Source organism: Pseudomonas sp. NC02, from assembly GCF_002874965.1.
Classification (GTDB): Bacteria; Pseudomonadota; Gammaproteobacteria; order Pseudomonadales; family Pseudomonadaceae; genus Aquipseudomonas.
In genome coordinates this window covers 5426498-5451329 of sequence record NZ_CP025624.1, presented here as the reverse complement: position 1 = coordinate 5451329, position 24832 = coordinate 5426498, and the positions used below count along the sequence as shown (strand labels likewise).

25 protein-coding genes are annotated in these 24832 nt (G+C 59.3%); 19 read left to right on the top strand and 6 right to left on the bottom strand.

What is annotated here, in order from left to right:
- Positions 1 to 23: 23 nt before the first annotated feature.
- Entirely contained in the window at positions 24 to 479 is a 456-nt protein-coding gene (locus C0058_RS25590) for a DUF721 domain-containing protein (RefSeq protein WP_008432358.1), read from the bottom strand.
- Positions 480 to 784: 305 nt separating this feature from the next.
- On the opposite strand from C0058_RS25590, the gene secA reads away from it, so the two are divergent.
- From secA to C0058_RS25575, 3 genes are all read left to right on the top strand, one after another.
- On the top strand, positions 785 to 3520 hold the full coding sequence (gene secA / locus C0058_RS25585; RefSeq protein WP_003209775.1) for a preprotein translocase subunit SecA: 2736 nt from the start codon (positions 785 to 787) through the stop codon (positions 3518 to 3520).
- A 122-nt stretch (positions 3521 to 3642) separates the two neighbouring features.
- On the top strand, positions 3643 to 4860 hold the full coding sequence (argJ, locus tag C0058_RS25580) for a bifunctional glutamate N-acetyltransferase/amino-acid acetyltransferase ArgJ (protein ID WP_102369788.1): 1218 nt from the start codon (positions 3643 to 3645) through the stop codon (positions 4858 to 4860).
- A 41-nt stretch (positions 4861 to 4901) separates the two neighbouring features.
- Positions 4902 to 5846 carry a Nudix family hydrolase gene (locus C0058_RS25575; protein ID WP_102369787.1) on the top strand — a complete coding sequence of 315 codons (945 nt, stop codon included), beginning with the start codon at positions 4902 to 4904 and terminating at the stop codon, positions 5844 to 5846.
- A 148-nt stretch (positions 5847 to 5994) separates the two neighbouring features.
- Here C0058_RS25575 and C0058_RS25570 read toward each other — a convergent pair whose 3' ends face one another.
- From C0058_RS25570 to C0058_RS25560, 3 genes are read right to left on the bottom strand one after another with little or no spacing between them, the layout of a single operon-like run.
- Positions 5995 to 6573, bottom strand: a complete 579-nt coding sequence (locus C0058_RS25570; protein WP_008432363.1) for a cob(I)yrinic acid a,c-diamide adenosyltransferase — start codon at positions 6571 to 6573, stop codon at positions 5995 to 5997.
- A 2-nt stretch (positions 6574 to 6575) separates the two neighbouring features.
- A complete protein-coding gene (locus C0058_RS25565) occupies positions 6576 to 8612 on the bottom strand; it encodes an ATP-binding protein (RefSeq protein ID WP_102369786.1) in 2037 nt (678 codons plus the stop codon).
- A 46-nt stretch (positions 8613 to 8658) separates the two neighbouring features.
- Positions 8659 to 9576, bottom strand: coding sequence for a putative 2-dehydropantoate 2-reductase (locus tag C0058_RS25560; RefSeq protein WP_102369785.1), 918 nt, complete (start codon positions 9574 to 9576; stop codon positions 8659 to 8661).
- Between the two features lie 126 nt (positions 9577 to 9702).
- Here C0058_RS25560 and C0058_RS25555 point away from each other — a divergent pair, with 126 nt between their 5' ends.
- Complete coding sequence (locus C0058_RS25555; RefSeq protein WP_003209785.1) at positions 9703 to 10188, top strand: YajQ family cyclic di-GMP-binding protein; 486 nt, start codon at positions 9703 to 9705, stop codon at positions 10186 to 10188.
- A 134-nt stretch (positions 10189 to 10322) separates the two neighbouring features.
- Complete coding sequence (locus tag C0058_RS25550; RefSeq protein WP_003209787.1) at positions 10323 to 11165, top strand: mechanosensitive ion channel family protein; 843 nt, start codon at positions 10323 to 10325, stop codon at positions 11163 to 11165.
- Positions 11166 to 11356: 191 nt separating this feature from the next.
- Here C0058_RS25550 and C0058_RS25545 read toward each other — a convergent pair whose 3' ends face one another.
- The gene (locus C0058_RS25545) at positions 11357 to 12628 is read right to left on the bottom strand and encodes an OprD family porin (RefSeq protein WP_003209790.1); all 1272 of its coding nucleotides are present in this window, start codon (positions 12626 to 12628) and stop codon (positions 11357 to 11359) included.
- Between the two features lie 883 nt (positions 12629 to 13511).
- Here C0058_RS25545 and C0058_RS25540 point away from each other — a divergent pair.
- Both C0058_RS25540 and C0058_RS25535 read left to right on the top strand, forming a co-directional pair.
- The gene (locus tag C0058_RS25540) at positions 13512 to 13937 is read left to right on the top strand and encodes an HIT domain-containing protein (protein ID WP_102369784.1); all 426 of its coding nucleotides are present in this window, start codon (positions 13512 to 13514) and stop codon (positions 13935 to 13937) included.
- Positions 13938 to 13940: 3 nt separating this feature from the next.
- Positions 13941 to 14147 carry a SlyX family protein gene (locus C0058_RS25535; RefSeq protein WP_003209796.1) on the top strand — a complete coding sequence of 69 codons (207 nt, stop codon included), beginning with the start codon at positions 13941 to 13943 and terminating at the stop codon, positions 14145 to 14147.
- 85 nt (positions 14148 to 14232) lie between these two features.
- Here C0058_RS25535 and C0058_RS33170 read toward each other — a convergent pair whose 3' ends face one another.
- Positions 14233 to 14835 carry a cold-shock protein gene (locus C0058_RS33170; protein WP_003209798.1) on the bottom strand — a complete coding sequence of 201 codons (603 nt, stop codon included), beginning with the start codon at positions 14833 to 14835 and terminating at the stop codon, positions 14233 to 14235.
- A gap of 428 nt (positions 14836 to 15263) precedes the next feature.
- On the opposite strand from C0058_RS33170, the gene C0058_RS25525 reads away from it, so the two are divergent.
- The 12 genes from C0058_RS25525 (at position 15264) to tolA (ending at position 24828) form a co-directional block, all read left to right on the top strand.
- Positions 15264 to 15737, top strand: a complete 474-nt coding sequence (locus C0058_RS25525) for a Dps family protein (protein WP_003209800.1) — start codon at positions 15264 to 15266, stop codon at positions 15735 to 15737.
- A 209-nt stretch (positions 15738 to 15946) separates the two neighbouring features.
- Positions 15947 to 16300 carry a ribbon-helix-helix domain-containing protein gene (locus tag C0058_RS25520; protein WP_102369783.1) on the top strand — a complete coding sequence of 118 codons (354 nt, stop codon included), beginning with the start codon at positions 15947 to 15949 and terminating at the stop codon, positions 16298 to 16300.
- Positions 16301 to 16518: 218 nt separating this feature from the next.
- Positions 16519 to 16740 carry an FmdB family zinc ribbon protein gene (locus C0058_RS25515; RefSeq protein ID WP_003209804.1) on the top strand — a complete coding sequence of 74 codons (222 nt, stop codon included), beginning with the start codon at positions 16519 to 16521 and terminating at the stop codon, positions 16738 to 16740.
- Between the two features lie 108 nt (positions 16741 to 16848).
- Positions 16849 to 18624, top strand: a complete 1776-nt coding sequence (gene aspS / locus C0058_RS25510) for an aspartate--tRNA ligase (RefSeq protein ID WP_003209808.1) — start codon at positions 16849 to 16851, stop codon at positions 18622 to 18624.
- Positions 18625 to 18775: 151 nt separating this feature from the next.
- Positions 18776 to 19522 carry a YebC/PmpR family DNA-binding transcriptional regulator gene (locus tag C0058_RS25505; RefSeq protein ID WP_003209810.1) on the top strand — a complete coding sequence of 249 codons (747 nt, stop codon included), beginning with the start codon at positions 18776 to 18778 and terminating at the stop codon, positions 19520 to 19522.
- 155 nt (positions 19523 to 19677) lie between these two features.
- Positions 19678 to 20202 (top strand): crossover junction endodeoxyribonuclease RuvC, encoded by a 525-nt coding sequence (gene ruvC, locus C0058_RS25495; protein WP_003209812.1) that lies wholly within the window; start codon positions 19678 to 19680, stop codon positions 20200 to 20202.
- Between the two features lie 115 nt (positions 20203 to 20317).
- Positions 20318 to 20929, top strand: coding sequence for a Holliday junction branch migration protein RuvA (ruvA, locus tag C0058_RS25490; protein ID WP_003209814.1), 612 nt, complete (start codon positions 20318 to 20320; stop codon positions 20927 to 20929).
- Positions 20930 to 21988, top strand: a complete 1059-nt coding sequence (gene ruvB / locus C0058_RS25485; protein ID WP_003209815.1) for a Holliday junction branch migration DNA helicase RuvB — start codon at positions 20930 to 20932, stop codon at positions 21986 to 21988.
- Positions 21989 to 22126: 138 nt separating this feature from the next.
- On the top strand, positions 22127 to 22582 hold the full coding sequence (ybgC, locus tag C0058_RS25480; RefSeq protein ID WP_008432379.1) for a tol-pal system-associated acyl-CoA thioesterase: 456 nt from the start codon (positions 22127 to 22129) through the stop codon (positions 22580 to 22582).
- Between the two features lies 1 nt (position 22583).
- Positions 22584 to 23279, top strand: a complete 696-nt coding sequence (tolQ, locus tag C0058_RS25475) for a protein TolQ (RefSeq protein WP_003209819.1) — start codon at positions 22584 to 22586, stop codon at positions 23277 to 23279.
- 23 nt (positions 23280 to 23302) lie between these two features.
- Positions 23303 to 23755 (top strand): protein TolR, encoded by a 453-nt coding sequence (tolR, locus tag C0058_RS25470; RefSeq protein ID WP_161635741.1) that lies wholly within the window; start codon positions 23303 to 23305, stop codon positions 23753 to 23755.
- Positions 23755 to 24828 carry a cell envelope integrity protein TolA gene (gene tolA / locus C0058_RS25465; protein WP_003209823.1) on the top strand — a complete coding sequence of 358 codons (1074 nt, stop codon included), beginning with the start codon at positions 23755 to 23757 and terminating at the stop codon, positions 24826 to 24828. The genes tolR and tolA overlap by 1 nt, the downstream gene beginning before the upstream one ends.
- The last annotated feature ends 4 nt before the right edge of the window (positions 24829 to 24832 follow it).

Sequence of the window (24832 nt, the reverse complement as noted above, 5' to 3'; positions counted from 1 at the left end):
CACACTTGGTTCTGCGCCGGGTCTCAGGTTTTGGGTTTGGCGTGAGCGGCCAGCCGCTCCAGCGCAGCGCGTAAGTTCGGATCGGTAATCCCGTCTGCCGTGGCCTGAATGGTTTCGGCGGCGATTTCCGACAAATCCATCGTGTGCCCCACCGCACCTTGCGGCACGGTCGGCGGTTGCACCTTGAACTGGATGCGCGTCAGGCTGGCGAATTCGTCGAAGGCCATCAATTGGCGCTGCAAACGTTTCTGCTGGTAGCGCAGGCGCGTCGCCCAATGGCCGTCGGTGACGATCAGCAGCAGATTGCCCTCGCGCCACGAGGCCACATGGCAGTGTTCGCGGGCGGCGGGCTGCAGTTGGCTTTCTACCAGGCGTTGCAGATGACCAAGGCGTTGCGCATGGCCGAAGATGGCTTTTAAAGGCTTGGCTTCGCGAAGCAACACGGCGGGAGCTCGGGCCGTAAGAGGGCGAAATGCCATGACTAGACACCTTAAGTAACAGAGAGGCCATGGTAGCAGAAAGCGTCTGCGACACCGCCGCCATTGCATTACCGGCAGTTTATCCATTAAATCAACGAGTAACTTATTACCCGAATGGGTTGAAGTTCAGCAAAAAGCCCTTATTTTAAACAAGCCCTCCAAGAGCGCCGTGCCAGCATCGTGGAATAACGCCACTTTCCTCACCCACGTTTCCGGGTAGAATGCTCGTTCGCATGCGGCCGTGAGGGCTGCTCGGGCGACTCACGGGGCGCCCTCCATCCCTATGTGTGGAAGAACCTGCCGATATGTTTGCGCCTTTGTTAAAGAAACTTTTTGGAAGCAAGAATGAGCGCGAAGTCAAACGCATGCTCAAGACGGTGCAGCTGGTCAATGCCTTCGAAGAGCAGATGGTTGCCCTTTCGGACGAGCAATTGCGCGCCAAGACCGAAGAGTTCAAGGCCCGCATAGCCAAAGGTGAAACCCTCGACAAGCTGCTTCCCGAAGCCTTTGCGGTCGCCCGTGAAGCCGGTAAGCGTGTCATGGGCATGCGCCACTTCGACGTCCAGTTGATCGGCGGCATGACCTTGCATGAAGGCATGATTGCCGAAATGCGTACCGGTGAAGGCAAGACCCTGGTAGCTACCCTGGGCGTTTACCTCAACGCATTGTCCGGCAAGGGCGTGCACGTTGTGACGGTGAACGACTACCTCGCCCGCCGGGATGCCAACTGGATGCGTCCGCTGTACGAATTCCTCGGCCTGACCGTCGGCGTTGTCACGCCGTTCCAGCCGCCGGAAGAGAAGCGCGCCGCCTACGCTGCCGACATCACCTACGGTACCAACAACGAATTCGGTTTCGACTACCTGCGCGACAACATGGCGTTCAGCATGGAAGAAAAATTCCAGCGCGAACTCAACTTTGCCGTGATCGACGAAGTCGACTCCATCCTGATCGACGAAGCCCGTACCCCGCTGATCATTTCCGGCCAGGCCGAGGACAGCTCGCGCCTGTACACCGAAATCAACAAGCTGATCCCGCGCCTTGAGCAACACATCGAGGAAGTGGAAGGCGTGGTGACCAAAGAAGGTCACTTCACCATCGACGAGAAGACCCGCCAGGTCGAACTCAACGAAGCCGGTCACCAGTTCGTCGAAGACATGCTGACCCAGATCGGCCTGCTGGCCGAAGGCGAGAGCCTGTACTCGGCGCACAACCTGGGCCTGTTGACCCACGTATATGCGGGCCTGCGTGCTCACAAGCTGTTCCATCGCAACGTTGAATACATCGTGCAGGACGGCCAGGTCGTACTGGTCGACGAACACACCGGTCGTACCATGCCGGGTCGCCGTTTGTCGGAAGGTCTGCACCAGGCGATCGAAGCCAAGGAAGCCCTGAACATCCAGGCTGAAAGCCAGACCCTGGCCTCGACCACCTTCCAGAACTACTTCCGTCTGTACAACAAACTGTCCGGCATGACCGGTACAGCCGACACCGAAGCGTTCGAATTCCACCAGATCTACGGTCTGTCGGTGATGGTTATCCCGCCGAACAAGCCGCTGGCGCGTAAAGACTTCAACGACCTGGTGTTCCTGACCGCCGACGAGAAATACGCTGCAATCGTCGCCGACATCAAGGAATGCATGGCCCAGGGCCGTCCAGTGCTGGTGGGTACTGCCACCATCGAAACTTCCGAGCACATGTCCAGCTTGCTGGCCAAGGAAGGCATCGAGCACAAGGTCCTCAACGCCAAGTTCCACGAAAAAGAAGCCGAGATCATTGCCCAGGCCGGTCGCCCGGGCGCACTGACCATCGCCACCAACATGGCCGGTCGTGGTACCGACATCCTGTTGGGCGGTAACTGGGAAGTGGAAGTTGCGTCCCTGGACAACCCGACCCCTGAGCAGATCGCGCAGATCAAGGCCGACTGGCAGAAGCGCCACCAGCAAGTGCTGGAGTCCGGCGGCTTGCAGGTGATCGCGTCCGAGCGTCACGAATCGCGCCGTATCGACAACCAGTTGCGTGGTCGTGCCGGTCGTCAGGGTGACGCCGGTTCCAGCCGTTTCTACCTGTCCCTGGAAGACAGCCTGATGCGCATCTTCGCCTCGGATCGGGTGAAGAACTTCATGAAAGCCCTGGGCATGCAGTCCGGTGAGGCGATTGAACACCGCATGGTGACCAACGCCATCGAGAAGGCCCAGCGCAAGGTAGAAGGCCGTAACTTCGACATTCGTAAGCAACTGCTCGAGTTCGATGACGTCAACAACGAACAGCGTAAAGTGATTTATCACATGCGTAACAGTTTGTTGGCCGCCACCAACATCGGCGAGACCATTGCCGATTTCCGCCAGGACGTGCTCAACGCCACCGTCAGCGCCCATATCCCGCCACAGTCCCTGCCTGAGCAGTGGGATGTTGCCGGCCTGGAAGCTGCGTTGAAGAGCGACTTCGGTGTCGATTTGCCGGTCCAGCAATGGCTCGACGAAGACGACCACCTGTACGAAGAAACCCTGCGCGAGAAGCTCATGACCGAGCTGCTGGCCGCGTACAACGAGAAAGAAGAGCAGGCGAGTGCCGAAGCACTGCGCACCTTCGAGAAGCAAATCGTACTGCGCGTGCTGGACGACCTGTGGAAAGACCACCTGTCGACCATGGACCACCTGCGTCACGGCATCCACTTGCGTGGCTACGCCCAGAAGAACCCGAAGCAGGAGTACAAGCGCGAGTCGTTTACGCTGTTCTCCGAACTGCTGGATTCGATCAAGCGCGATTCGATTCGTGTGCTGTCCCACGTTCAGGTGCGTCGCGAAGACCCGATCGAGGAAGAAGCCCGCCTGCGTCAGGAAGCCGAGGCACTGGCTGCGCGCATGCAGTTCCAGCACGACGAAGCGCCTGGTCTTGAGGCTCCGGAAGTATTGGGCGAAGAGGTCGATGTGGCCCTGGCCCAGGCCCCGGTGCGCAACGAACAGAAGCTGGGCCGCAACGAACTGTGCTGGTGCGGTTCGGGCAAGAAGTTCAAACACTGCCACGGCGAAATCAACTAAGATTTTCGCCTGACGCTGCAACACCCCCGCGCCGCGACCGGCATCAGCCGTCGCGGCGTTTTGCCATTTCGTTACCGTCGATAGCGACGGGGTACACACCCAATATTTTTAGGAGCGCATTCATGGCTGTTGGTCTTGGTCCTTTGCCCACGTTGCACCCGGTTGCCGGTTTTGAACTCGGTATCGCTTCGGCGGGCATCAAGCGCCCGGGGCGCAAGGATGTGGTGGTGATGCGCTGTGCCGAAGGCTCGACCGTCGCGGGTGTGTTCACCCTGAACGCGTTTTGCGCCGCGCCCGTGATTCTGGCCAAGCAGCGTGTCGAAGGCCCGGTGCGTTACCTGTTGACCAACACCGGCAATGCCAACGCCGGGACCGGCGAGCCTGGCCTGGCCGCCGCTGCCCGCACCTGCGCCAAGCTGGCGGAGCTGACCGGCGTAGACGCCAGCCAGGTGCTGCCGTACTCCACCGGTGTGATCGGTGAGCCGCTGCCGGTAGAGAAAATCGAAGGCGCGTTGCAAGCAGCGCTGGATGACCTGTCGGTGGATAACTGGGCGGCTGCGGCTACCGGGATCATGACCACCGATACTCTGCCAAAAGGCGCCAGCCGTCAGTTTGTGCACGAAGGCGTGACCGTTACCGTCACGGGCATCAGCAAAGGCGCCGGCATGATTCGCCCGAACATGGCGACCATGCTGGGCTATATCGCCACCGACGCCAAAGTCTCCCGTGACGTGCTGCAAAACCTGATGCTCGACGGCGCCAACAAGTCCTTCAACCGCATCACCATCGACGGCGACACCTCGACCAACGATTGCTGCATGTTGATCGCCACCGGCCAGGCTGACCTGCCGGAAATCACCTCGTCCAACGGCGCGTATTTCGCAGCGTTGAAGCAGGCCGTGTTCGAAGTGTGCATGGACGTGGCCCAGGCCATCGTGCGCGACGGCGAAGGCGCCACCAAGTTTGTGACGGTTGAAGTCAACAGCGGCGGTAACCACCAGGAATGCCTGGATGTCGGTTACACCGTGGCTCACTCGCCGCTGATCAAGACCGCGCTGTTTGCCTCCGACCCGAACTGGGGCCGTATCCTGGCCGCTGTGGGCCGTGCCGGCGTGCCGAACCTGGACGTGAGCAAGATCGACGTGTTCCTCGGCGAAGTGTGCATCGCCAGCCGTGGCGCCCGGGCCGAGACGTACACCGAAGCCCAGGGTTCGGCGGTGATGCAGCAGGAAGAAATCACCATCCGTATCGAATTGGGTCGCGGTGAGTGCAGCGAAACCATCTGGACCACCGACCTGTCCCACGAGTACGTGAAGATCAACGCGGAATACCGCACCTGATACCAGGCAGGTCTTCAAACCGATTCAGAGGAAATAGTGCGGTGAAACGAGTTCATGTAGCAGCAGCGGTCATCCGGGGTGTCGACGGCAGGATTCTGCTGGCGCGCCGCGCCGATACCCAGCATCAGGGCGGCCTCTGGGAGTTTCCCGGTGGCAAGGTGGAGGCCGATGAGTCGGTCGCTACCGCGCTGTCCCGTGAATTGCAGGAGGAGCTGGGCATCCAGGTCACGGCGGCTCGCCCGTTGATCAAGGTGCAGCATGATTACCCGGACAAACAGGTGTTGCTGGATGTCTGGGAAGTCTCGGCCTTTACCGGCGAGCCCCACGGTGCCGAAGGCCAACCCCTTGAGTGGGTGGCCCAGCGGGACCTGCCGAACTATGAGTTTCCGGCAGCCAATGCGCCGATCGTTGCGGCGGCGCGTTTACCGGCTGACTACTTGATCACTCCGGGCGAGCTGGAGACACCCGTCCTGCTGCGCGGTATTCAAAAAGCCATCGCTGGTGGCATCAAGCTGGTTCAGCTGCGTGCCCCCAACGGTTACGACCCCAAGTACCGTGACCTGGCGGTGGACGCCGTGGGCCTGTGTGCGGGCAAGGCGCAACTGATGCTCAAGGGGCCGTTTGAATGGCTGGGGGATTTTCCCGCGGCCGGCTGGCATATGACCTCGGCGCAACTGCGCAAGTACGCCAGCAAGGGACGTCCTTTGCCGAAGGATCGCTGGTTGGCGGCGTCTTGCCACAATGCTGAGGAATTAGCCTTGGCGGAGTTGATGGACGTGGATTTCGTCACCTTGTCGCCGGTGCAGCCGACCCAGACTCATCCTGATGCCGAGCCGTTGGGCTGGGAGCAGGCACAGCAGTTGATCAGTGGGTTCAGCAAGCCGGTGTTCTTGCTCGGTGGGGTGGGTCCTGCTGAGCGGGAAAAGGCCTGGGAGGCTGGTGCTCAAGGTGTGGCGGGGATTCGGGCGTTCTGGCCTGAGGTTTAGGCATAACCCTGGCGAGTGGCCAGGGGAGATGTTGTGGCGAGGGAGCTTGCTCCCGTTGGGCTGCGTAGCAGACCCAAAATATTGGGAGCGCTGCGCACTCCAGCGGGAGCAAGCTCCCTCGCCACAGGTTGCAATCGGTCAGTAAGCGTCAGTGCGGCTTTGCCGCCGCCTGCCACAAGATCTCTGCAACGCCCTGGCGCTTGGCAATCACCCTGGCTGCCACAAAGAGCAAGTCCGACAGCCGGTTGATGTACGCCAACCCGACGCCTTCCAGCGGTTCCTCTGCATTCAGGTGCTGACACCGGCGCTCCGCACTGCGAGCCAGGCTTCGGCATACATGGGCCTGGGCAATCAACGCCGAACCACCCGGCAGAATGAAGTTCTCCAGCGGCCCGACCTCTTCATTCCAGCGATCGATCGCCGCCTCAAGCCGGTCGACTTCCGCCGCGTTCAGCGCCTTGTACACCGGCATCGCCAATTCGCCGCCCAAGTCAAACAGACGATGCTGGCAAGGTGTCAGCACCTCGATCACATCCTTCAACGCTGGATGCTGCCCGCTTTGTTCCTCCAATCCCGCCAGCAACAAACCCAACTGGCTGTTCAGCGCATCCACCTCGCCAATCGCCTCCACCCGTGGATGGTCCTTGGGCACGCGGCGGCCGTCGCCCAGGCCGGTTTCGCCCTTGTCGCCGGTACGGGTGTAAATTTTCGACAGGCGAAAGCCCATGGTTAGCGCTCCAGTTGAGTGAGTTCGTTGGGTGGCAATTGGCTGCCCGCCAGGGGCAGGCGCAAGGTGAAGCAGGTACCCTGGCCAAGGGTCGAATGCACTTCCATCTGCCCCTTGTGATTGTTGGTGATGATGAAATACGAAACCGACAACCCAAGCCCGGTGCCCTGGCCGATTTCCTTGGTGGTGAAGAACGGCTCAAACGTGCGTTTGCGCACGTTCTCGCTCATACCGATGCCGTTGTCTTCCACCTGGATTTCTGCCCACGGCGGGTTGAGCCGGGTGCGCAGGATGATCCGGCCGGGCTCGCTGCCGTCTTCGCGCTGATGAATCGCCTGGGCGGCGTTTTTCAGCAGGTTGAGCAGTACTTGCTCCAGTTCGTTGGCGGTGCCGGGGACCGGGCCCAGTTGCGGGTCGAACTGGCGGATGATCGCCTGGCCCTTGAAGTCGAAGCCGACGGTGAGGTCGAAGTCGTTGCCGGCAATTTCCACGGCCTGGTCGATCAAGGCCGGCAAGTCGCACGGCGCCATCTGCCGGTTGCTGCGGCGGCTGAAGCTGAGCATGTGGGTGACGATTTTCGCCGCCCGGGCGCCAGCTTGCTGGATGCCGTCGAGCAACTGTGGCACTTCGCGGCTTTGCAGGTAGCGGTTGACCGAGTCCAGGTCGATGCCCGCCTGTTCGGCGTGCTCGAGGTTTTTCGGCAGTTCGTTAGACAACCGGCGGCGAATGTTCTGCACGTTATGCAGGATCGCTCCCAACGGGTTGTTGATTTCGTGCGCCATGCCGGCGGCCAGGCCACCGACCGAGAGCATTTTCTCTGACTGCACCATCATTTCTTCCAGGGACAAGCGCTGGGTGATGTCGTCGATCCGGATCACCACGCCGCGCCCGGCACCGCCCATCAACGGGTAGAAGGTCAGGGCGTAGTGCTTGGGTTCGTCATCCTTGACCCAGGTAACGCGCTCGATCCGCTCTACGGTGTGTTGCTCTACCGTGGCCTTGATCTGCGGCAGGAACGGCTTGAGCGGCTGGAAGGCGAGGAAGATCGGCTGGTTCAGCGCCTCGTCCAGGCGGGTCCCGGAAAGTGCGCTGGCTTCCTGGTTCCACTGGGTGACGTAGAGTTGTTCGTCGAGGGCGATCAGCGCCGAGGGCATCGAGTCGATGATGCTGTTGAGGTAGTTCTGGAAGCCGGTGAGCTTTTTCTCGATCTTGCTGCGCACCTGGACTTCCAGTTCCAGCTTGCGGTTGGTGTGGCGGGTTTCTTCCGCCAGGCCCTGGGCTTGATCGTAGGCGGCCTGGGAATCGTCTCGCGCGCGCTTGAGTTGCTGCTCACGGGCTTCAATGCGCGAAAGCATGGTGTTGAAAGCTTCGGCGAGGCTGCCGATTTCATCATGATTGCCGCGCCCGGCGCGCAGGGCGTAGTTCTCTTCCCGGGTGACCTGGCGCGACAATTCTTCCAGTTCGTGGATCGGCCGGGTAATCAGGCGCTTGATCTGCCGGGCGATCACCAGCCACAGCAGCACGCTGAAGATCAGGATACCCAGGCTGGCGGTGAAGGTCCCGGTATAGAAAGCCACCGGCAGTTCGCTGCTGGCCACCAACAGCAAGTGCCCGGACGGTTTGCCGGCACGGGGCAGGGTGATCACCTGGTTGCTGCGAAATTCGGTGGTACGCCAGGTTTCAATGTCCCGGAAATTATCTGGCAGGTGCAGGCGATTGGCATGTTGCAGCTGGGCCAGGCGCGTGCCATCTCCGTCGTATAAGGCCGCGGCCCGCAATGGCGAGTAGCTGGTCAGTTCATCCAGCAGGGTTTGCGCCTTGAGCGATGAGTCCAGGGACTCGGCGGCGAGCGACGGGTTGGACACCAGCCGACCGATGGCCTGCAAGGCCTGGGGTGCCATGCTTTCCTGGGAGATCCAGTAGGCGGCGCTGATAAAGGTCAGGTTGGCCACCAGCAAGACGGTGGTCAACAAAACCAGCAGGGCCGCCAGCAGTTTCTGCCCAACCGGTAGATTTTCGAGACGCTGGCGCAGTGGCATCAAGGTTTTCGCTGCAAAGGAACAAGCAGGCAGGGTAGCGCGTGCTTCAGTCGCTGGGCAATCCGCGTGCAGACAGTTGCCGTACCAGGCGCGCCTGGAGTTGTTGCAGGTGCGGCAAGCTCAGTTGGTGGCGGGCGGCCGCCTGGCAGGCATAGCCCAGCAAATAGCTGATTTCGGTGCGTCGGGCACTGGCCACGTCCTGGTACATCGAGGAGTAATTGGCCGCCGTGGCCTGGATTACCCGTTCCACTTCGCTGTGCAAATCCTCTGCGGCAGCGGGTTGGCCGCAGCATTCCAGCAGGTCGGCGAGTTCGGCGCACAGGGTGGCCACTTCGCACTGATGGGCTTGCAGCTCGCCATTGCGACACTGGTAAAGCACGGTCAGCGGGTTGATGGCGCAGTTCAGGGCCAGTTTGCGCCACAGGCGGGTGAGGATGTCGGTGCTCCACTCATGGGGAATGCCGGCGGCTTGCAGGTCATCCAGCCACAGCGGCGGAGTAGGGTGCCGAGCATCCCCCAGCCAGGTGTAGCCATGGCCGGCAAACACTACTCGCCAGTCACTCTCGCGAAACGCGCCTTCGGTGCTGGAGGCGAAGATGCAGCGTGCCTGGGGCAGTTGGGCGGCGACTGCGTCCTGGCTGCCCAGCCCGTTTTGCAACAGGATCAGTTCGGCGTCCGGCACCAGTCGATGTTCCAGCTGTGCGACGGCTTCCTGGGCGTCGTAGGCCTTGCATGCCACCAGCAGGCGATGAATTTGCCCAGGGCTGTCGGAGGTTTCGCCGACGACCGGGTAGGTTTGAGCCACGCCTTGCTCGACCAGGGTCAGGCCATTGGCCGTCTGATAGCTCGCCAACCGCCCGGGATCCCGCAGGATCAGGCGCACGGGCAGCCCGGCGCGGGCCAGGCGGGCGGCCCACAGTGTTCCGAGGCTGCCGGCGCCGAGGACGTGCCAGGTGGTCGACATCAGTTTTTACTCCGTAAGGCTGCCCGCAGTGAACGAGGCGAAAGAACCGCTATAATGCCCGGGCATTTTAGCCCGGGCGTGCTCCATCTCTACTGAGCCGCGCCCCTTTTTTATTGGAGAAATTACATGCCGTCGTTCGACGTGGTATCCGAACTGGACAAACATGAAGTCACCAACGCCGTCGAGAACGCCGTCAAGGAGCTGGATCGCCGCTATGACTTGAAGGGCAAGGGCAGCTTCGAGTTCAAGGAAAAAGAGCTGACCGTCAACCTGACCGCGGAAGCCGACTTCCAGCTGGAAGCGATGATTGAGATCCTCAAGCTGTCTCTGGTCAAGCGCAAGATCGACGCGCAATGCCTCGAAATCAAGGATGCCTATGCGTCCGGCAAGCTGATGAAGCAGGAAGCCGTGCTCAAGGAAGGCATCGACAAGGAGCTGGCGAAGAAAATCGTCGCCCACGTCAAGGACGCCAAGCTCAAGGTCCAGGCCGCCATCCAGGGCGAGCAGGTGCGTATCACCGGCAAGAAGCGTGACGATTTGCAGGAGGCCATTGCTGCCCTGCGCGCCAAGACCTTCGACATGCCGCTGCAGTTCAATAACTTCCGCGACTGAGTGGACCCCTCGGGAACCTGTGGACGTTTTTGACGTCCCACGCCCAGAACCTGCAGAAACGATTGAGCCCTTCGGGGCTCATTTGTTATGTGGGGATTGATAAGGCCGCACATCCGGCAAACAGGAGAATGTAGATGGACTTGAACGCTGAAGTGGATCACTTGATCAAGACCTCGGAGTCGTGGTTACCGATGATCATGGAATACGGCAGCCGATTTTTGCTGGCAGTGGTCACCCTGGCCATCGGTTGGTGGCTGATCAACGTCTTGACCCACCGGGTAGGGCGTTTGCTGGCATTGCGTAATGCTGACCTGGCGCTGCAACACTTCATTACCAGCCTTGCGAACATTGCGCTCAAGGTCATGCTGGTGGTCAACGTGGCCTCGATGATCGGCGTCGCAACCACCTCGTTCGTTGCCGCGATCGGCGCCGCCACCCTGGCCATCGGCCTGGCCTTGCAAGGCAGCCTGGCGAACTTCGCCGGCGGCGTGCTGATTCTGTTGTTCCGTCCGTTCCGCATCGGTGACTGGATCGAAGCCCAGGGCACTTCCGGTACCGTCGACAGCATCCAGATCTTCCACACCGTGTTGCGCACCGGCGACAACAAGACGGTGATCATCCCGAACGGCAGCCTGTCCAACGGCCTCATCACCAACACCAACCGTCAGCCGACCCGCAAGGTGGTGTTTGACGTGGGGGTCGACTATGAAGCCGACCTGCAGAAAGCACGTGAAGTGCTGCTGGAACTGGCCAAGGATCCACGTGTATTGGCTGATCCTGCGCCGGCAGCGGTAGTTTCGACCTTGGGCGACAGTTCGATCACGGTATCCCTGCGAGTCTGGACCAAGACTTCGGATTACTGGGATGTGATGTTCATGTTCAATGAACTGGCACGTGACCGTTTGAAAGCGGCGGGGATTGATATTCCGTTTCCACAACGGGTTATTCGCGTCATGCAGGAAAGTGCTGGGAAGTAATAGTGTGACTGGATGATTAAACCTGGCCGATGTGTCAGGTTTGTTACGCAGGATTAAACTAGATAGTTAGCTTGCTAGTTATCGGGTTGTTGAGATTAAGTTGCAATAAAAAAGCCGCTCACTTGCGAACAAGTGAGCGGCTTTTTAGTTAGGGCCGAAACCCTAAGTCATCGTTGTAATCAAACTGCCAATTACAAGATGTTCAGCGGGTATTGCGCGATCAGACGCAGTTCGTCGATGGACGCCGAACCGTAGTACACACCATCGCTGGAGCGATAAGTGGCTTGACGCACGCGCAGGCTCAGGTCTTTTGCCGGGCCGCTCTGGATCACGTACTTGGCTTCGATGTCACGTTCCCACTCTTTGCCGTTCGAGGTGTCGGCGGTGTTGGCGCCGGTACCTTTGACGTAGCGAGTCATGAAGCTCAGGCCTGGTACGCCGAAAGTCGCCATGTTCAGGTCGTAGCGAGCCTGGAACGACTTCTCGTCTTCAGCGTTGAAGTCGGAACGAGCGATGGAGTTGGCAAGGAAGATCGTGCCGCCGCCGTCTACGCCGTAGCCGTAGTCACCGTCACCGCTGACCTTCTGGTAGGCCAGGGTAAAGGTGTGAGCCTGGATGGTGTACGCGCCTTGCAAGCTGTAGGCACGGTTGTCCAGTTTGGTGGTGCCGTCTTTCTCAGCCCGTTGCAGGCCAGCGCCATCACTTTTGGTGCTGTAGATGTTGAAGTCGACCGCCAGGGACTGCTCATTGCTGAGCGCATGGGTCCAGTTCAGGTTGGCGTAGGTTTTTTTCCAGTAGTCTTCGGTCTTCGCGTAGTAGAGGCTGGCGCTGACTTCTGGAGTCAGGGCGTAGACACCACCGATGAAGTCGGTTTTTGTCAGGCCCAGGCTGTCGCGGTAGGTCTGGGCTTGTGCCACGCTCGAAGTGAAGTGACCGCCTTCAAGTTTCAGGCCTTTGATCTCGTTGCTGGTCAGCGAGATACCCTGTGGCAATTCAGGCAGCAGACGGCTGTCATCGGAAGCGAATACAGGCGCGGTGGTGTACTGGTCGCCGATTTTCAGGACCGTATCGGAGATACGGAACTTAACTGCGCCGCCGCCCTTGGAGTAATCATCCTGAGCGCGACCGTCGGAGCCAGTTGGAAACAGGCCAGTGCCGGAACGACCCTTGCCGCTGTCCAGTTTGACGCCCAACAGACCGATGACGTCGACACCCACACCGATGGTGCCTTGGGTGAAGCCCGACTGGTACAGGCCGTTGAAGCCCAGACCGGTTTCGTCGACGCGGCTCTTGCCGGTGTCATTGTTACGGAAGTCGCGGCTAAAGTTCAGGAGGCGAGTGTTGATGCTGAAAGTACTGTCTTCAACAAAGCCCTTGGAATCGTCCTGGGAGGACGCCATTGCGAACTGCGAGGTGCCTGCTGAAACAGCCAGGGCGATCATGCTCCACTTCATCACGCGCATCGTGATTTGCTCCTTTGGTTTTAGGAAGAGTACTGCCGTCCCACCTATATTTTTGTCTGGGCGGCTCTTTCTTTTTTGTGTCGGCGCAAAGTTATATCACGCAGACATTATTGACGATACTTGCACATCTATCCTTTCAGCTTCTTTACGGGCCTGTCGTAAATTGCTAGCTCCATGTCGCAAATTCACAGTCCACTTGTAACCGGACTGACAACTTCAATGCTGTTTTAAAACCTTGGAAGCGGGGTGGAAAAGTCACCCCTGAAAGTTTCAACTCATCCCTGTCAGGCATTGAACCGCTGTTATTTTCCGTCGCGAAACACCTGCTTCCCGCCGGTGCCGTTGTCGACGATATGGGTGTGAATGCAACAAGCGTGCACAAACCCGTAACCGAATGTGATTTTTTCGTGAAAAGTGTCAACGGCCTGTAAAAACCGCATAAGCACGGGCTTTTTACGCCGTTTGGTTTGGCCTTGACGCGCCTGCCGCACTCCGGTTCGGTGGCGCATAAAACCTGTACCAGAGCAAAACGTTACCGGTTCACCCCGTTCGGTGGGTAGTTGGCGGATCCCTTTGAAGCACAAATGGGTCATTTTGGTGCAGTGCTTTACTGACTGCGTTTCTGCTCCCGTTCAGCCTTCGCCTTTTGAAAGCCGTCTGGCTCAAGGTCTTGAAGCATGTTCCGCGTCCCGACTTTGACCAGAATTGGATACATTGGTCATTTAGCGTAGCTGAAATATTGGCCTGTCTCGAAATGGTGCGCTTTTTTTCGTGGCGTCCTGTTTGGGCGCGTATTCGGCCACGCGCATTCGCCGTGAAGCGACTGGCATTCGCAGGTATGCTGGGCGCCTGAAACCTGACCCGCCGAACGGGAGTGACTGCTGTGTTCGCCTTAGATCCACGTCTTCAACAAGACACCTTGCCTATCGGGGATTTCCCCCTGTGTCGGCTGCTGCTTTCCAATGACTCGAATTACCCCTGGTTCATCCTGGTGCCGCGCATTGACGGTATCAGCGAAGTGTTTCAACTGGATGTCGCCGACCAGCAGCGGGTGTGGCAGGAAAGCACGGCACTGGCACAGTGGCTGAACGAAGGGTTCGGCGCCGACAAAATGAATATCGGTGCCTTGGGTAATGTGGTCAGCCAACTGCACGTGCATGTGATCGTACGCAAGCGCGACGACGCGGCCTGGCCTGCGCCGGTCTGGGGCAAGCACCCGGCGAGGCCCTACAGTGACGAGCAAGTGGTGGCACTTCGTACGCGCCTGCGCGAGATCCTGCCGGCCGACTTCACGTTCCTGGAGGCTTGAGCCATGGATCTTCAAGCCCGCGTGACCGACCTGGAAAGCCGCCTGGCCTTTCAGGACGACACCATCGAGACCCTGAATGACATCCTGGTCACCCAGCAGCGTGCCGTGGAACGCCTGCAGTTGCAGATGACTGCGTTGCTCAAGCGCCAGGAAGAAATGGGCGGCCAGTTCGAGTCGTCCGAGGAAGAGGCGCCGCCGCCTCATTATTAATAAGGCAGGGGTTGAACCCCCGGGCATAAAAAAACCGCGATGCAGCCAGGCTGCATCGCGGTTTCTTTTTTTCGGGGTGCTGGAATCAGCGACGCGGCAATGCGGCGATCACATCTTCAGCTTGCAGCCCCTTGTCACGGTTCATGACGGAGAACTCCACGCGCTGGCCTTCCACCAGTACGCGATGGCCTTCGCCGCGAATCGCCCGGAAGTGGACGAAGATATCGTCGCCCGAATCCCGGGAAATAAAGCCGAAGCCCTTGGAGGTGTTGAACCACTTGACGGTCCCGGTATCCCGGTTGGTCATGTCGTAGCTTTGCGACGCAGCGGCCGGGGAGGAGCGGTAAAAACTGATGGCCAGATGAAGAACGATGGCGACCAGTGCGATTGCCAGGCTGAGCAGGACGGCCGGGTGGCCACCCACTTCAGGCATAGGCGCCAGCAGGGTGAGGGTTTGCACGACAACAGCCAGGACCAGCAGGGCGCTGACCAGGTTTTGCAGTTGATGACGCGGGCCTTTGTTCCAGTATGGAATGACTGGAGCCAGTGTCAGGTTAAGAAGACCAAAGAAGGTCAGGTAGAGAGCGTCAGGTTGCTGCAGGTAAGGCAGGGTCTCTGATCGCAGGCTGGGGATAAAGGACAGCAGCAAAGCTGCAGCGCCCGTTAGCAGGTGGACGATTTTCAACATTTTGATTAACTCACGTTAAGACGGATCACAAGGAAGAGCTGACGGGCACGGTTCGCTTCTGAACAATGGGAGGCGTTGGGCACGTGCACGGGTATCAGCCTATGCCGCTTGCCGCGAAAAATATCGGCGGCGACACGCTGCCTATTTAACAGCAAAGCCTGTGCCTACTCAAATCAAGCATTTCAGGCTGTTACAAGGGGCACGGCATTTCTGCGTCAAACACTTGTCCTAGACAGGTGCAGGCTTTTTCGCAGGCGCTGGGTAATTTTTCCGGTAGCTGTTGAAGCCTTGCCTGTCGGGCAAGCCCGCTCTGCAAGGGGCGATTTGCCGCACCTCGAAAGGGTCAGCCAGGCTGCGCACGGCCGGCACTCTTGCTAGAGTGGTCCTGCACCTGATCAATGAATTTTTATCAATTGAAGGGGAAACACATGGCAATCGATATTGGTATCAGTGAAGAAGACCGTAAATCAATCGTTGATGGACTTTCGCGACTGCTTTCCGATACCTATGTACTTTACCTGAAGACCCACAACTTCCATTGGAACGTAACGGGGCCCATGTTTCGTACACTGCACTTGATGTTTGAAGAGCAGTACAACGAACTGGCGCTGGCGGTGGATTCAATCGCAGAGCGTATTCGTGCCCTGGGCTTTCCCGCACCGGGTGCCTACTCGGTGTATGCGCGACTTTCTTCGATCAAGGAAGAAGAGGGTGTGCCAAGCGCTGAAGACATGATCAAGCAACTGGTCGAAGGCCAGGAAGCGGTGACTCGCACAGCCCGGGGTATCTTCCCGTTGTTGGATAAAGTCAGTGATGAACCGACGGCGGACTTGCTGACCCAGCGTATGCAAGTGCATGAAAAGACCGCATGGATGTTGCGTTCCCTGCTCGAAAACAAATAACACCGGTGGCGGGAGGGCGTCGAGCTGACGCCCCTCGCATGCCTGCTTTCCGGCGATTTCCGCGATTCCGCGAGCTTCCTGATACGCGCGTTGGCTTGTCCTACGGTGATCGGCTCCCTGTCTTCTGGCTGCACTTGTCGTCTTGATGTTTTATAGCTCAACGGCCAACGAGAACATGAGTGGCCGTCAGGCAATGGAGTGTCAAGTGTATGTCACGCGGAGCAGGTAATGGAGTTATGGAAACGTGCGGATTGCACAAGATAAAGGTAGATCCCTTTGCCAAGGGGTTCGATATGAACTTGGCCAGGCCATTGTCCCGATCAGTTCGGCTTAATGGTTTTTCGACGTGTTTGCGGCTCGAAGAGGTGTATTGGAATATCCTCGCGGAGATCGCCAGGATTAATACGTGTTCGGTCAGTGCGCTGCTGTCTTACGTGGACCGGGAAGTGCACTTGCGTTATGGCGGTGTAAAGAACTTCAGCGGTCTGGTCAGGGTAGTTTGCGTGGTGCATGTATTGAAAGGGCGGCTTGTCGCGCCCAGTGTCCAGCCGGACCCTGTATGAACCTTGTGCCGGGCGCCCGTCCCGGGATTGCCCCGGGTCGGGCGCCCGGCAGAAGCCTGCTGCAGTCATCTATATAAAGAGCAGCGCGCCGCTACGGCTGCACAGCCTCGATTTACCAGATATAATCCCGGGCTTTGCTGCGCATGCCGGGACTTTCCCACAGGATAGAGCCAGGGCAGGGCGTGGCGCAGTAATGATCTGATCGCCGAGACATCTCCATGCCCATGTACGACTATCAATGCGCTTCCTGTGGTCATCAGTTGGAAGCCATTCAAAAGATCAGCGCCGCGCCGCTGGTCGATTGCCCTGCCTGCCAGGCTCCGGAGCTCAAGAAGATGTTGTCCATGCCGGGCTTTCGCCTGAGTGGCAACGGTTGGTACGAGACCGATTTCAAGACCGGTTCGAAGAAGAATCTGGCCGGCGGCGACAAAGCAGACTGAGTTGAACTCTACGCGCAGGCTCCTGCATTATCCGTCACCTGACTTAGCTGTACGGTGATGAGGCAGACCTCCACCGAATTTCGAATTACGAGAAGCGAAACCACTATCATGATGCGCAGCCACTATTGCGGCCAACTGAACGAGACCCTGGAAGGTCAGGAAATCACCCTTTGCGGATGGGTTCACCGTCGCCGCGACCATGGCGGGGTGATCTTCCTCGATATCCGTGATCGTGATGGTCTGGCCCAGGTGGTGTTCGATCCGGACCGCGCCGAGAGCTTCGCCGCCGCCGATCGCGTGCGCAGCGAGTACGTCGTGAAGATCACCGGCAAGGTTCGCCTGCGTCCGGCCGGTGCCACCAACGCCAACATGGCGTCGGGCATGATCGAAGTGCTGGGTTACGAACTGGAAGTGCTGAACGAGTCGGAAACCCCGCCGTTCCCACTGAACGAGTTCTCCGACGTTGGCGAAGAAACCCGCCTGCGGTATCGCTTCCTGGACCTGCGTCGCCCGGAAATGGCCGAGAAGCTGCGCCTGCGTTCGCGCATGACCACCAGCATCCGCCGTTTCCTGGACGAGAACGGCTTCCTCGACGTCGAGACGCCGATCCTGACCCGTGCTACCCCGGAAGGCGCTCGCGACTACCTGGTGCCGAGCCGTACCCACGCCGGTTCCTTCTTCGCCTTGCCGCAATCGCCACAGCTGTTCAAGCAACTGCTGATGGTCGCCGGCTTCGACCGTTACTACCAGATCGCCAAGTGCTTCCGTGACGAAGACCTGCGGGCCGACCGCCAGCCGGAATTCACCCAGATCGACATCGAGACCAGTTTCCTCGATGAAAAAGAGATCATGGGCATCACCGAGCAGATGATCCGCAACCTGTTCAAGGAAGTGCTGAACCTGGAGTTCGGCGAATTCCCGCACATGACCTTCGAAGAAGCCATGCGTCGTTACGGTTCCGACAAGCCAGACCTGCGTAACCCGCTGGAACTGGTTGACGTTGAAGACCAACTGAAAGATGTCGACTTCAAGGTGTTCAGCGGCCCGGCCAACGACCCGAAATGCCGTATCGCCGCACTGCGCGTGCCTGGCGCTGCGAGCATGCCGCGCAAGCAGATCGACGACTACACCAAGTTCGTTGGCATCTACGGTGCCAAGGGCCTGGCGTACATCAAGGTCAACGAGCGCGCCAAGGGCGTTGAAGGCCTGCAGTCGCCAATCGTCAAGAACATCCCTGAAGCCAACCTCAATGTGATCCTGGATCGTGTTGGCGCAGTTGACGGCGACATCGTGTTCTTCGGTGCCGACAAGTCGAAGATCGTCAGCGAAGCGCTGGGTGCACTGCGGATCAAGGTCGGCAACGACCTGAACCTGCTGACCTGCCAGTGGGCGCCGATGTGGGTTGTCGACTTCCCGATGTTCGAAGAAAACGACGACGGCAGCTTCAGCGCACTGCACCACCCGTTCACCGCGCCGAAGTGCACGCCGCAAGAGCTGGAAGCCAACCCGGCTGGCGCTCTGTCCCGTGCCTACGACATGGTGCTCAACGGCACCGAGCTGGGTGGCGGTTCGATCCGTATCCACCGCAAGGAAATGCAGCAATCGGTCTTCCGCCTGCTGGGCATCAACGAAGATGAGCAGCAAGAGAAGTTCGGCTTCCTGCTTGACGCCCTGAAATACGGCGCGCCACCCCATGGCGGCCTGGCCTTCGGCCTGGACCGTCTGGTGATGCTGATGACCGGTGCCCAGTCGATCCGTGAAGTGATTGCCTTCCCGAAAACCCAAAGTGCTGCCGACGTCATGACGCAAGCGCCGGGTGTGGTGGATGCCAAGGCACTGCGCGAGCTGCATATCCGTCTGCGCGAGACACCAAAGGCTGAGTAAGGCCGCAGCGTGAAAGCGCGATAAGGTTTTACATTGTCAGCTAAGGGCGCATCTTCGGATGCGCCTTTGCGTTACAAGGGCTGCACGTTAAAGAGGGAAGTCCCGCCTGGGGCGGGATCGACAGGTTTCTACAGAATTTCGGAGTTGTGTTATGGCTGGCCATTCCAAGTGGGCGAACATCAAGCACCGCAAAGAGCGTCAGGATGCCAAGAAAGGCAAGATCTTCACCAAGTGGATTCGCGAGCTGACCGTTGCCGCGCGCCAGGGTGGCGGTGACCCGGGTTCCAACCCGCGCCTGCGCCTGGCCCTGGACAAGGCCCTCGGCGCCAACATGAGCCGCGACATCATCGACCGCGCCGTGGCCCGTGGTGCCGGTGCGGCCGATACAGACGACATGGTCGAGTTGAGCTACGAAGGCTACGGCCCGGGTGGCGTGGCGGTGATGGTCGAGTGCATGACCGACAACCGCAACCGTACCGCGGCTGCCGTGCGCCATGCGTTCAGCAAATGTGGCGGCAACCTCGGCACTGACGGTTCGGTGGCCTACCTGTTTGAGCGCAAGGGGCAGATTTCCTTCGCGCCTGGCGTGGATGAAGATGCGCTGATTGAGGCGGCAATGGAGGCCGATGCCGACGACGTGGTGACCAACGAAGACGGTTCCATCGACGTGTTCACCTCGTTCGCGGGCTTCTATTCGGTGCGTAACGCCCTGGAAGCGGCTGGTTTCAAAGGCACCGACGCGGAAATCGTGATGCTGCCGACCACCAGCGCCGAGCTGGACCTGGACGGGGCGCAGAAGGTACTCAAGATGCTCGACATGCTTGAAGACCTGGATGACGTGCAGAACGTCTATTCCAATGCCGATATTCCGGAATCGGTGGCTGAACAGCTAGGCTGAAGGATGATGCAGATCTAATGTGGGAGCGGGCTTGCTCGCGAAGGCGGCGTGTCAGTCAGTCGATACGGTGACTGATACACCGCCTTCGCGAGCAAGCCCGCTCCCACATTTTGATCTTGGCTATATCAAGAATTTTTTATCCAACTGCAGGCGTTATGACTCTAATCCTAGGTATCGACCCCGGTTCGCGAATCACCGGCTTTGGCGTGGTCCAACAGACCCCGCGAGGCTGCGTGTACGTGGCGTCGGGCTGTATCCGTACCGGCGCCGGCGAGTTGGCCGAACGCTTGCAGATCGTGTATCGCGGCGTGCGTGAAGTGATCCAGACCTATGGGCCGGTGACCATGGGCATCGAAAAAGTGTTCATGGCGAAAAACGCCGACTCCGCCCTGAAGCTCGGCCAGGCCCGCGGTGCGGCCATCGTGGCCGGAGCCGAGGAGGGCATGGAGATCGCTGAATACACCGCGACCCAGGTCAAGCAAGCCGTGGTCGGTACCGGTGCTGCCAATAAAGAGCAGGTGATGATGATGGTCATGCACATGCTCAAACTCACCGCCAAACCGCAAATCGATGCCTCCGACGCCCTGGCCATTGCCATTTGCCATGCCCATACCCGTTCCAGCCTGATGCCCCATGGCTTGGGGACCGCACGCAGTCGTGGCGGCCGGCTGCGTCTCTGATAGCATCAGCGCATTCATTCTGCGTGGGGTGCATGAACGGCCTGTGCTGTCGGCCGGCATGCCCGCGTTATTACCGGCCAGGCCTTGATTTGAGCCGATTCTTAAGGATTCGAACGTGATTGGACGCTTGCGCGGCACCCTGGCTGAGAAACAGCCACCGCACCTGATTCTGGATGTAAACGGGCTGGGTTATGAGCTTGAAGTGCCCATGACCACCCTCTACCGCTTACCGTCGGTCGGTGAACCGCTGACCCTGCACACTCACCTGGTGGTGCGCGAAGACGCGCAATTGCTCTATGGGTTCGTTGGCAAGCGTGACCGGGATTTTTTCCGTGAGCTGATCCGCCTCAACGGCGTGGGGCCGAAGCTGGCGCTGGCGCTGATGTCGAGCCTGGAAGTGGATGAATTGGTGCGCTGTGTGTCGGCCCAGGACACGTCCGCGCTGACCAAGGTACCGGGCGTTGGCAAGAAAACCGCCGAGCGCCTGCTGGTGGAGCTCAAAGACCGCTTCAAGGCCTGGGAGGTTGTGCCGAGCATGTTTGCCCTGGTGCCCAACCAGCCTGATGCGCCGGGTGTGCCGGTGGCCAGCGCTGAAAGCGATGCGGTCAGCGCGCTGATCTCCCTGGGCTACAAGCCGCAAGAGGCGAGCAAGGCCGTGTCAGCCATCAAGGACAAGAACCTGAGCAGCGAAGACATGATCCGCCGCGCCCTGAAGGGAATGATTTAAGTGATTGAAGCTGATCGTCTGATCGCGGCCACCGGGCCTCGTGATCGTGAAGAAATCCAGGACCGGGCGATTCGCCCCCTGAGCCTTGCCGAATACATCGGCCAGCCCACCGTGCGCGAGCAGATGGAGCTGTTCATCCAGGCCGCGCGCGGGCGCAGCGAGTCCCTGGACCACACGTTGATCTTCGGCCCGCCCGGGCTCGGCAAGACCACCCTGGCCAACATCATCGCCCAGGAAATGGGCGTGTCGATCAAGTCCACCTCCGGCCCCGTGCTGGAGCGCCCGGGCGACCTGGCGGCGCTGCTGACCAACCTGGAGCCCCACGACGTACTGTTTATCGACGAGATCCACCGGCTTTCACCCATCGTCGAGGAAGTACTGTACCCGGCCATGGAAGACTTCCAGCTGGACATCATGATCGGTGAAGGCCCGGCGGCGCGCTCGATCAAGCTCGACCTGCCACCGTTCACGCTGGTGGGTGCGACCACCCGTGCGGGCATGCTGACCAACCCGCTGCGAGACCGTTTCGGGATTGTTCAACGTCTAGAGTTCTATAGCACGGCGGATCTGGCCACCATCGTCAGCCGTTCGGCGAGCATCCTTGGCTTGCCCCTGGACCCGGAAGGCGCCTTTGAAATCGCCCGCCGCGCCCGTGGTACCCCGCGGATTGCCAACCGTCTGCTGCGCCGGGTGCGCGACTTTGCCGAAGTGCGGGCCAAGGGGCATATCACCAAGCCCGTGGCAGACCTGGCGCTGAACCTGTTGGATGTGGATGAGCATGGCTTTGATCACCAGGACCGGCGCCTGCTGTTGACCATGATCGAGAAGTTCGACGGCGGCCCGGTGGGCGTGGACAGCCTCGCCGCCGCCATCAGCGAAGAGCGGCATACGATTGAGGATGTACTGGAGCCGTATCTGATTCAGCAGGGCTACATCATGCGCACGCCAAGGGGGCGTGTGGTCACCCGGCATGCGTATCTGCACTTTGGGTTAAACATTCCGTCACGATTGGGCGAGATGCCCGTAGTAGACGAATTCCTCGATGCAGTAGACGATTAAAAACGCTTGGCGATTCGATTTATTCGGAGTTTGTGCTGTCCTAGTGGCTGGCGTCGTCATTCTTTCGTTAGAAATGTGCCACAGAATGAAAAACAGTTGCCTGGCCGGATTGGCAACCTGAGGAGTAAGCACTAGAGTATGCGCGCGCAAAACGGGGATCAGTCGTTCGCACATCGCTGTCGCGTTTATTACGAGGACACCGATGCTGGCGGCATCGTTTATTACGTCAATTACCTAAAGTTCATGGAGCGGGCTCGAACCGAGCGGCTACGGGAGCTGGGCTTTGCCCAATCCCAGCTGGCAGGGGAGGACCTGTTGTTTGTCGTGCATTCCAGCGAGGCGCGTTACCACGCGCCGGCGCGACTGGACGACGAGCTGCTGGTCAGCGCAGAAATAACCGAATTGAACCGTGCCAGCCTGCGCTTTAAACAGCAGGTCAGGCGGGCTACGGATGCAACGCTGCTCTGTGAGGGGCAGTTCCTGGTGGCCTGTGTTCGCACCAATAGTTTGAAACCCCGGGCCATTCCCGAAACTCTACGCGCGGCCTTTGCCGGCGTGAGCGGCGCGGGTAAACATTCAGAGCAGGAGATTTAGCGTGGAACCTACCGTCGTCGACCATTCCTCCATGTGGAGCCTGGTCAGCAATGCCAGTGTCGTGGTTCAACTGGTGATGCTGGTCCTGGTAGCCGCATCGGTTACCTCTTGGGTCATGATTTTTCAGCGCAGCAACCTGCTGCGTGCTGGTCGACGTGCCCTGGAGAGCTTCGAAGAGCGCTTCTGGTCGGGTATCGACCTGTCCAAGCTGTACCGCCAGGCGGGCAGCAACCCGGACCCGGATTCGGGCGTCGAGCAGATCTTCCGCGCCGGCTTCAAGGAATTCTCCCGTCTGCGCCAGCAGCCAGGCGTTGACCCGGAAGCGGTCATGGAAGGCGTGGCCCGTGCCATGCGCGTCGCCATCTCCCGCGAAGAAGAAAAGCTTGAGCAAAGCCTGCCGTTCCTCGCCACCGTAGGTTCCGTCAGCCCGTATATCGGCCTGTTCGGTACCGTATGGGGGATCATGAACTCCTTCCGCGGCCTGGCCCAGGCCCAGCAAGCGACCCTGGCCACCGTGGCCCCGGGTATCGCCGAAGCGCTGATCGCCACCGCCATCGGTCTGTTCGCAGCTATTCCCGCAGTAATCGCCTACAACCGTTTTGCCGCTCGTGGCGAAACCTTGATCAGCCGTTACTACACCTTCGCCGATGAATTCCAGGCGATCCTGCACCGTAAAGTGCACACCAGCGAAGAATAAGCAGGTAATTCCCAATGGCTTTAATCGCTCGAGCTCGCAAAAAGCGCAAGCCGGTCGCCGAGATGAACGTAGTGCCTTACATCGACGTGATGCTGGTGCTGCTGGTTATCTTCATGGTGACCGCGCCGATGCTCAATCAGGGCGTGAAGGTTGATCTGCCCAAGGTTTCCAGCGAAGCCTTGCCGCAGGACAACAACACCCAGGTCCTGACCATTTCGATCAAGGCTGACAAGACCTATTACTGGAACCTTGGCAGCGAAGTCGACACTCAGAAACAGCAGGACAAGGCCATGACCTTGCCGCAGATGACTGATGCCGTGACCAAGATCATTCGCGCCGGCAACGAAGGTGGCAAGCACACCCAGGTGTTCATTCGCGGCGACAAGGTCGTCGACTACGGCTCCGTCATGGGCGCCATGGGCGGGCTGCAGAAGGCCGGGGTCGGTAATGTTGGCTTGATTACCGAGGCGCCCTGATGCACCAACAGCGAGAGCCGTCCGCCTCGGAAAGCTACTTCTGGCCTAGCGTCTGGGCAATTGCCCTGCACGTCCTGGTGTTTGGCATGCTGTTCGTCAGCTTTGCCATGACCCCGGACCTGCCGCCAGCCAAGCCGATCGTGCAGGCGACCCTGTATCAGCTGAAATCGAAAAGCCAGGCCACCACCCAGACCAATCAGAAGATTGCGGGTGAGGCCCAGAAGTCGGCTGCGCGCCAGACTGAAGTCGAGCAGATGGAACAGAAGAAGGTCGAGCAGGAAGCGGTGAAGGCTGCTGCGGAACAAAAGAAAGAAGAGGCGGCTCAAAAGGCCGAGGAATCGAAAAAGGCTGACGAGGCGAAGAAAGCTGCAGAGGCGCAAAAGGCTGATGAAGCCAAGAAAGCCGATAAAGCTGCCGAAGCCAAGAAGGCTGAAGAGAAACAATTGGCTGATATAGCCAAGAAGAAATCTGAAGAAGAAGCCAAGAAGGCTGCCGAAGAAGAGGCCAAGAAAAAGGCCGCTGAAGACGCGAAGAAAAAGATAGTCGAAGACGCGAAGAAGAAAGCCGCGGACGACGCCAAGAAGAAAGCTGAAGCTGACGAGGCGAAGAAGAAGATCGCCGACGATGCGAAGAAGAAAGCTGCTGCCGATGCCTCCAAGAAAAAGGCCCAGGAAGCAGCGCGTAAATCGACCGAAGACAAAAAGGCCCAGGCCTTGGCCGATTTGCTTTCCGACACGCCGCAGCGCCAGCAAGCCTTGGCCGATGAACGTGGTGATGAAGTCGCGGGCAGTTTCGACGACCTGATTCGTTCACGGGCAGCGGAAGGGTGGACCCGTCCTCCTTCGGCACGTAAAGGCATGACAGTAGTGCTGCAGATCGGCATGTTGCCGGACGGTACGGTGACTTCGGTCAGCGTGGCCAAGTCCAGTGGCGACGGTTCGTTCGACAGTTCGGCGGTAGCAGCGGTCAAGAACATTGGCCGGTTGACCGAGATGCAGGGAATGAAACCAAGCGACTTCGCTCCCTACCGTTCATTCAAGATGACATTCACACCTGAGGATCTAGCCTTGTGAGAAA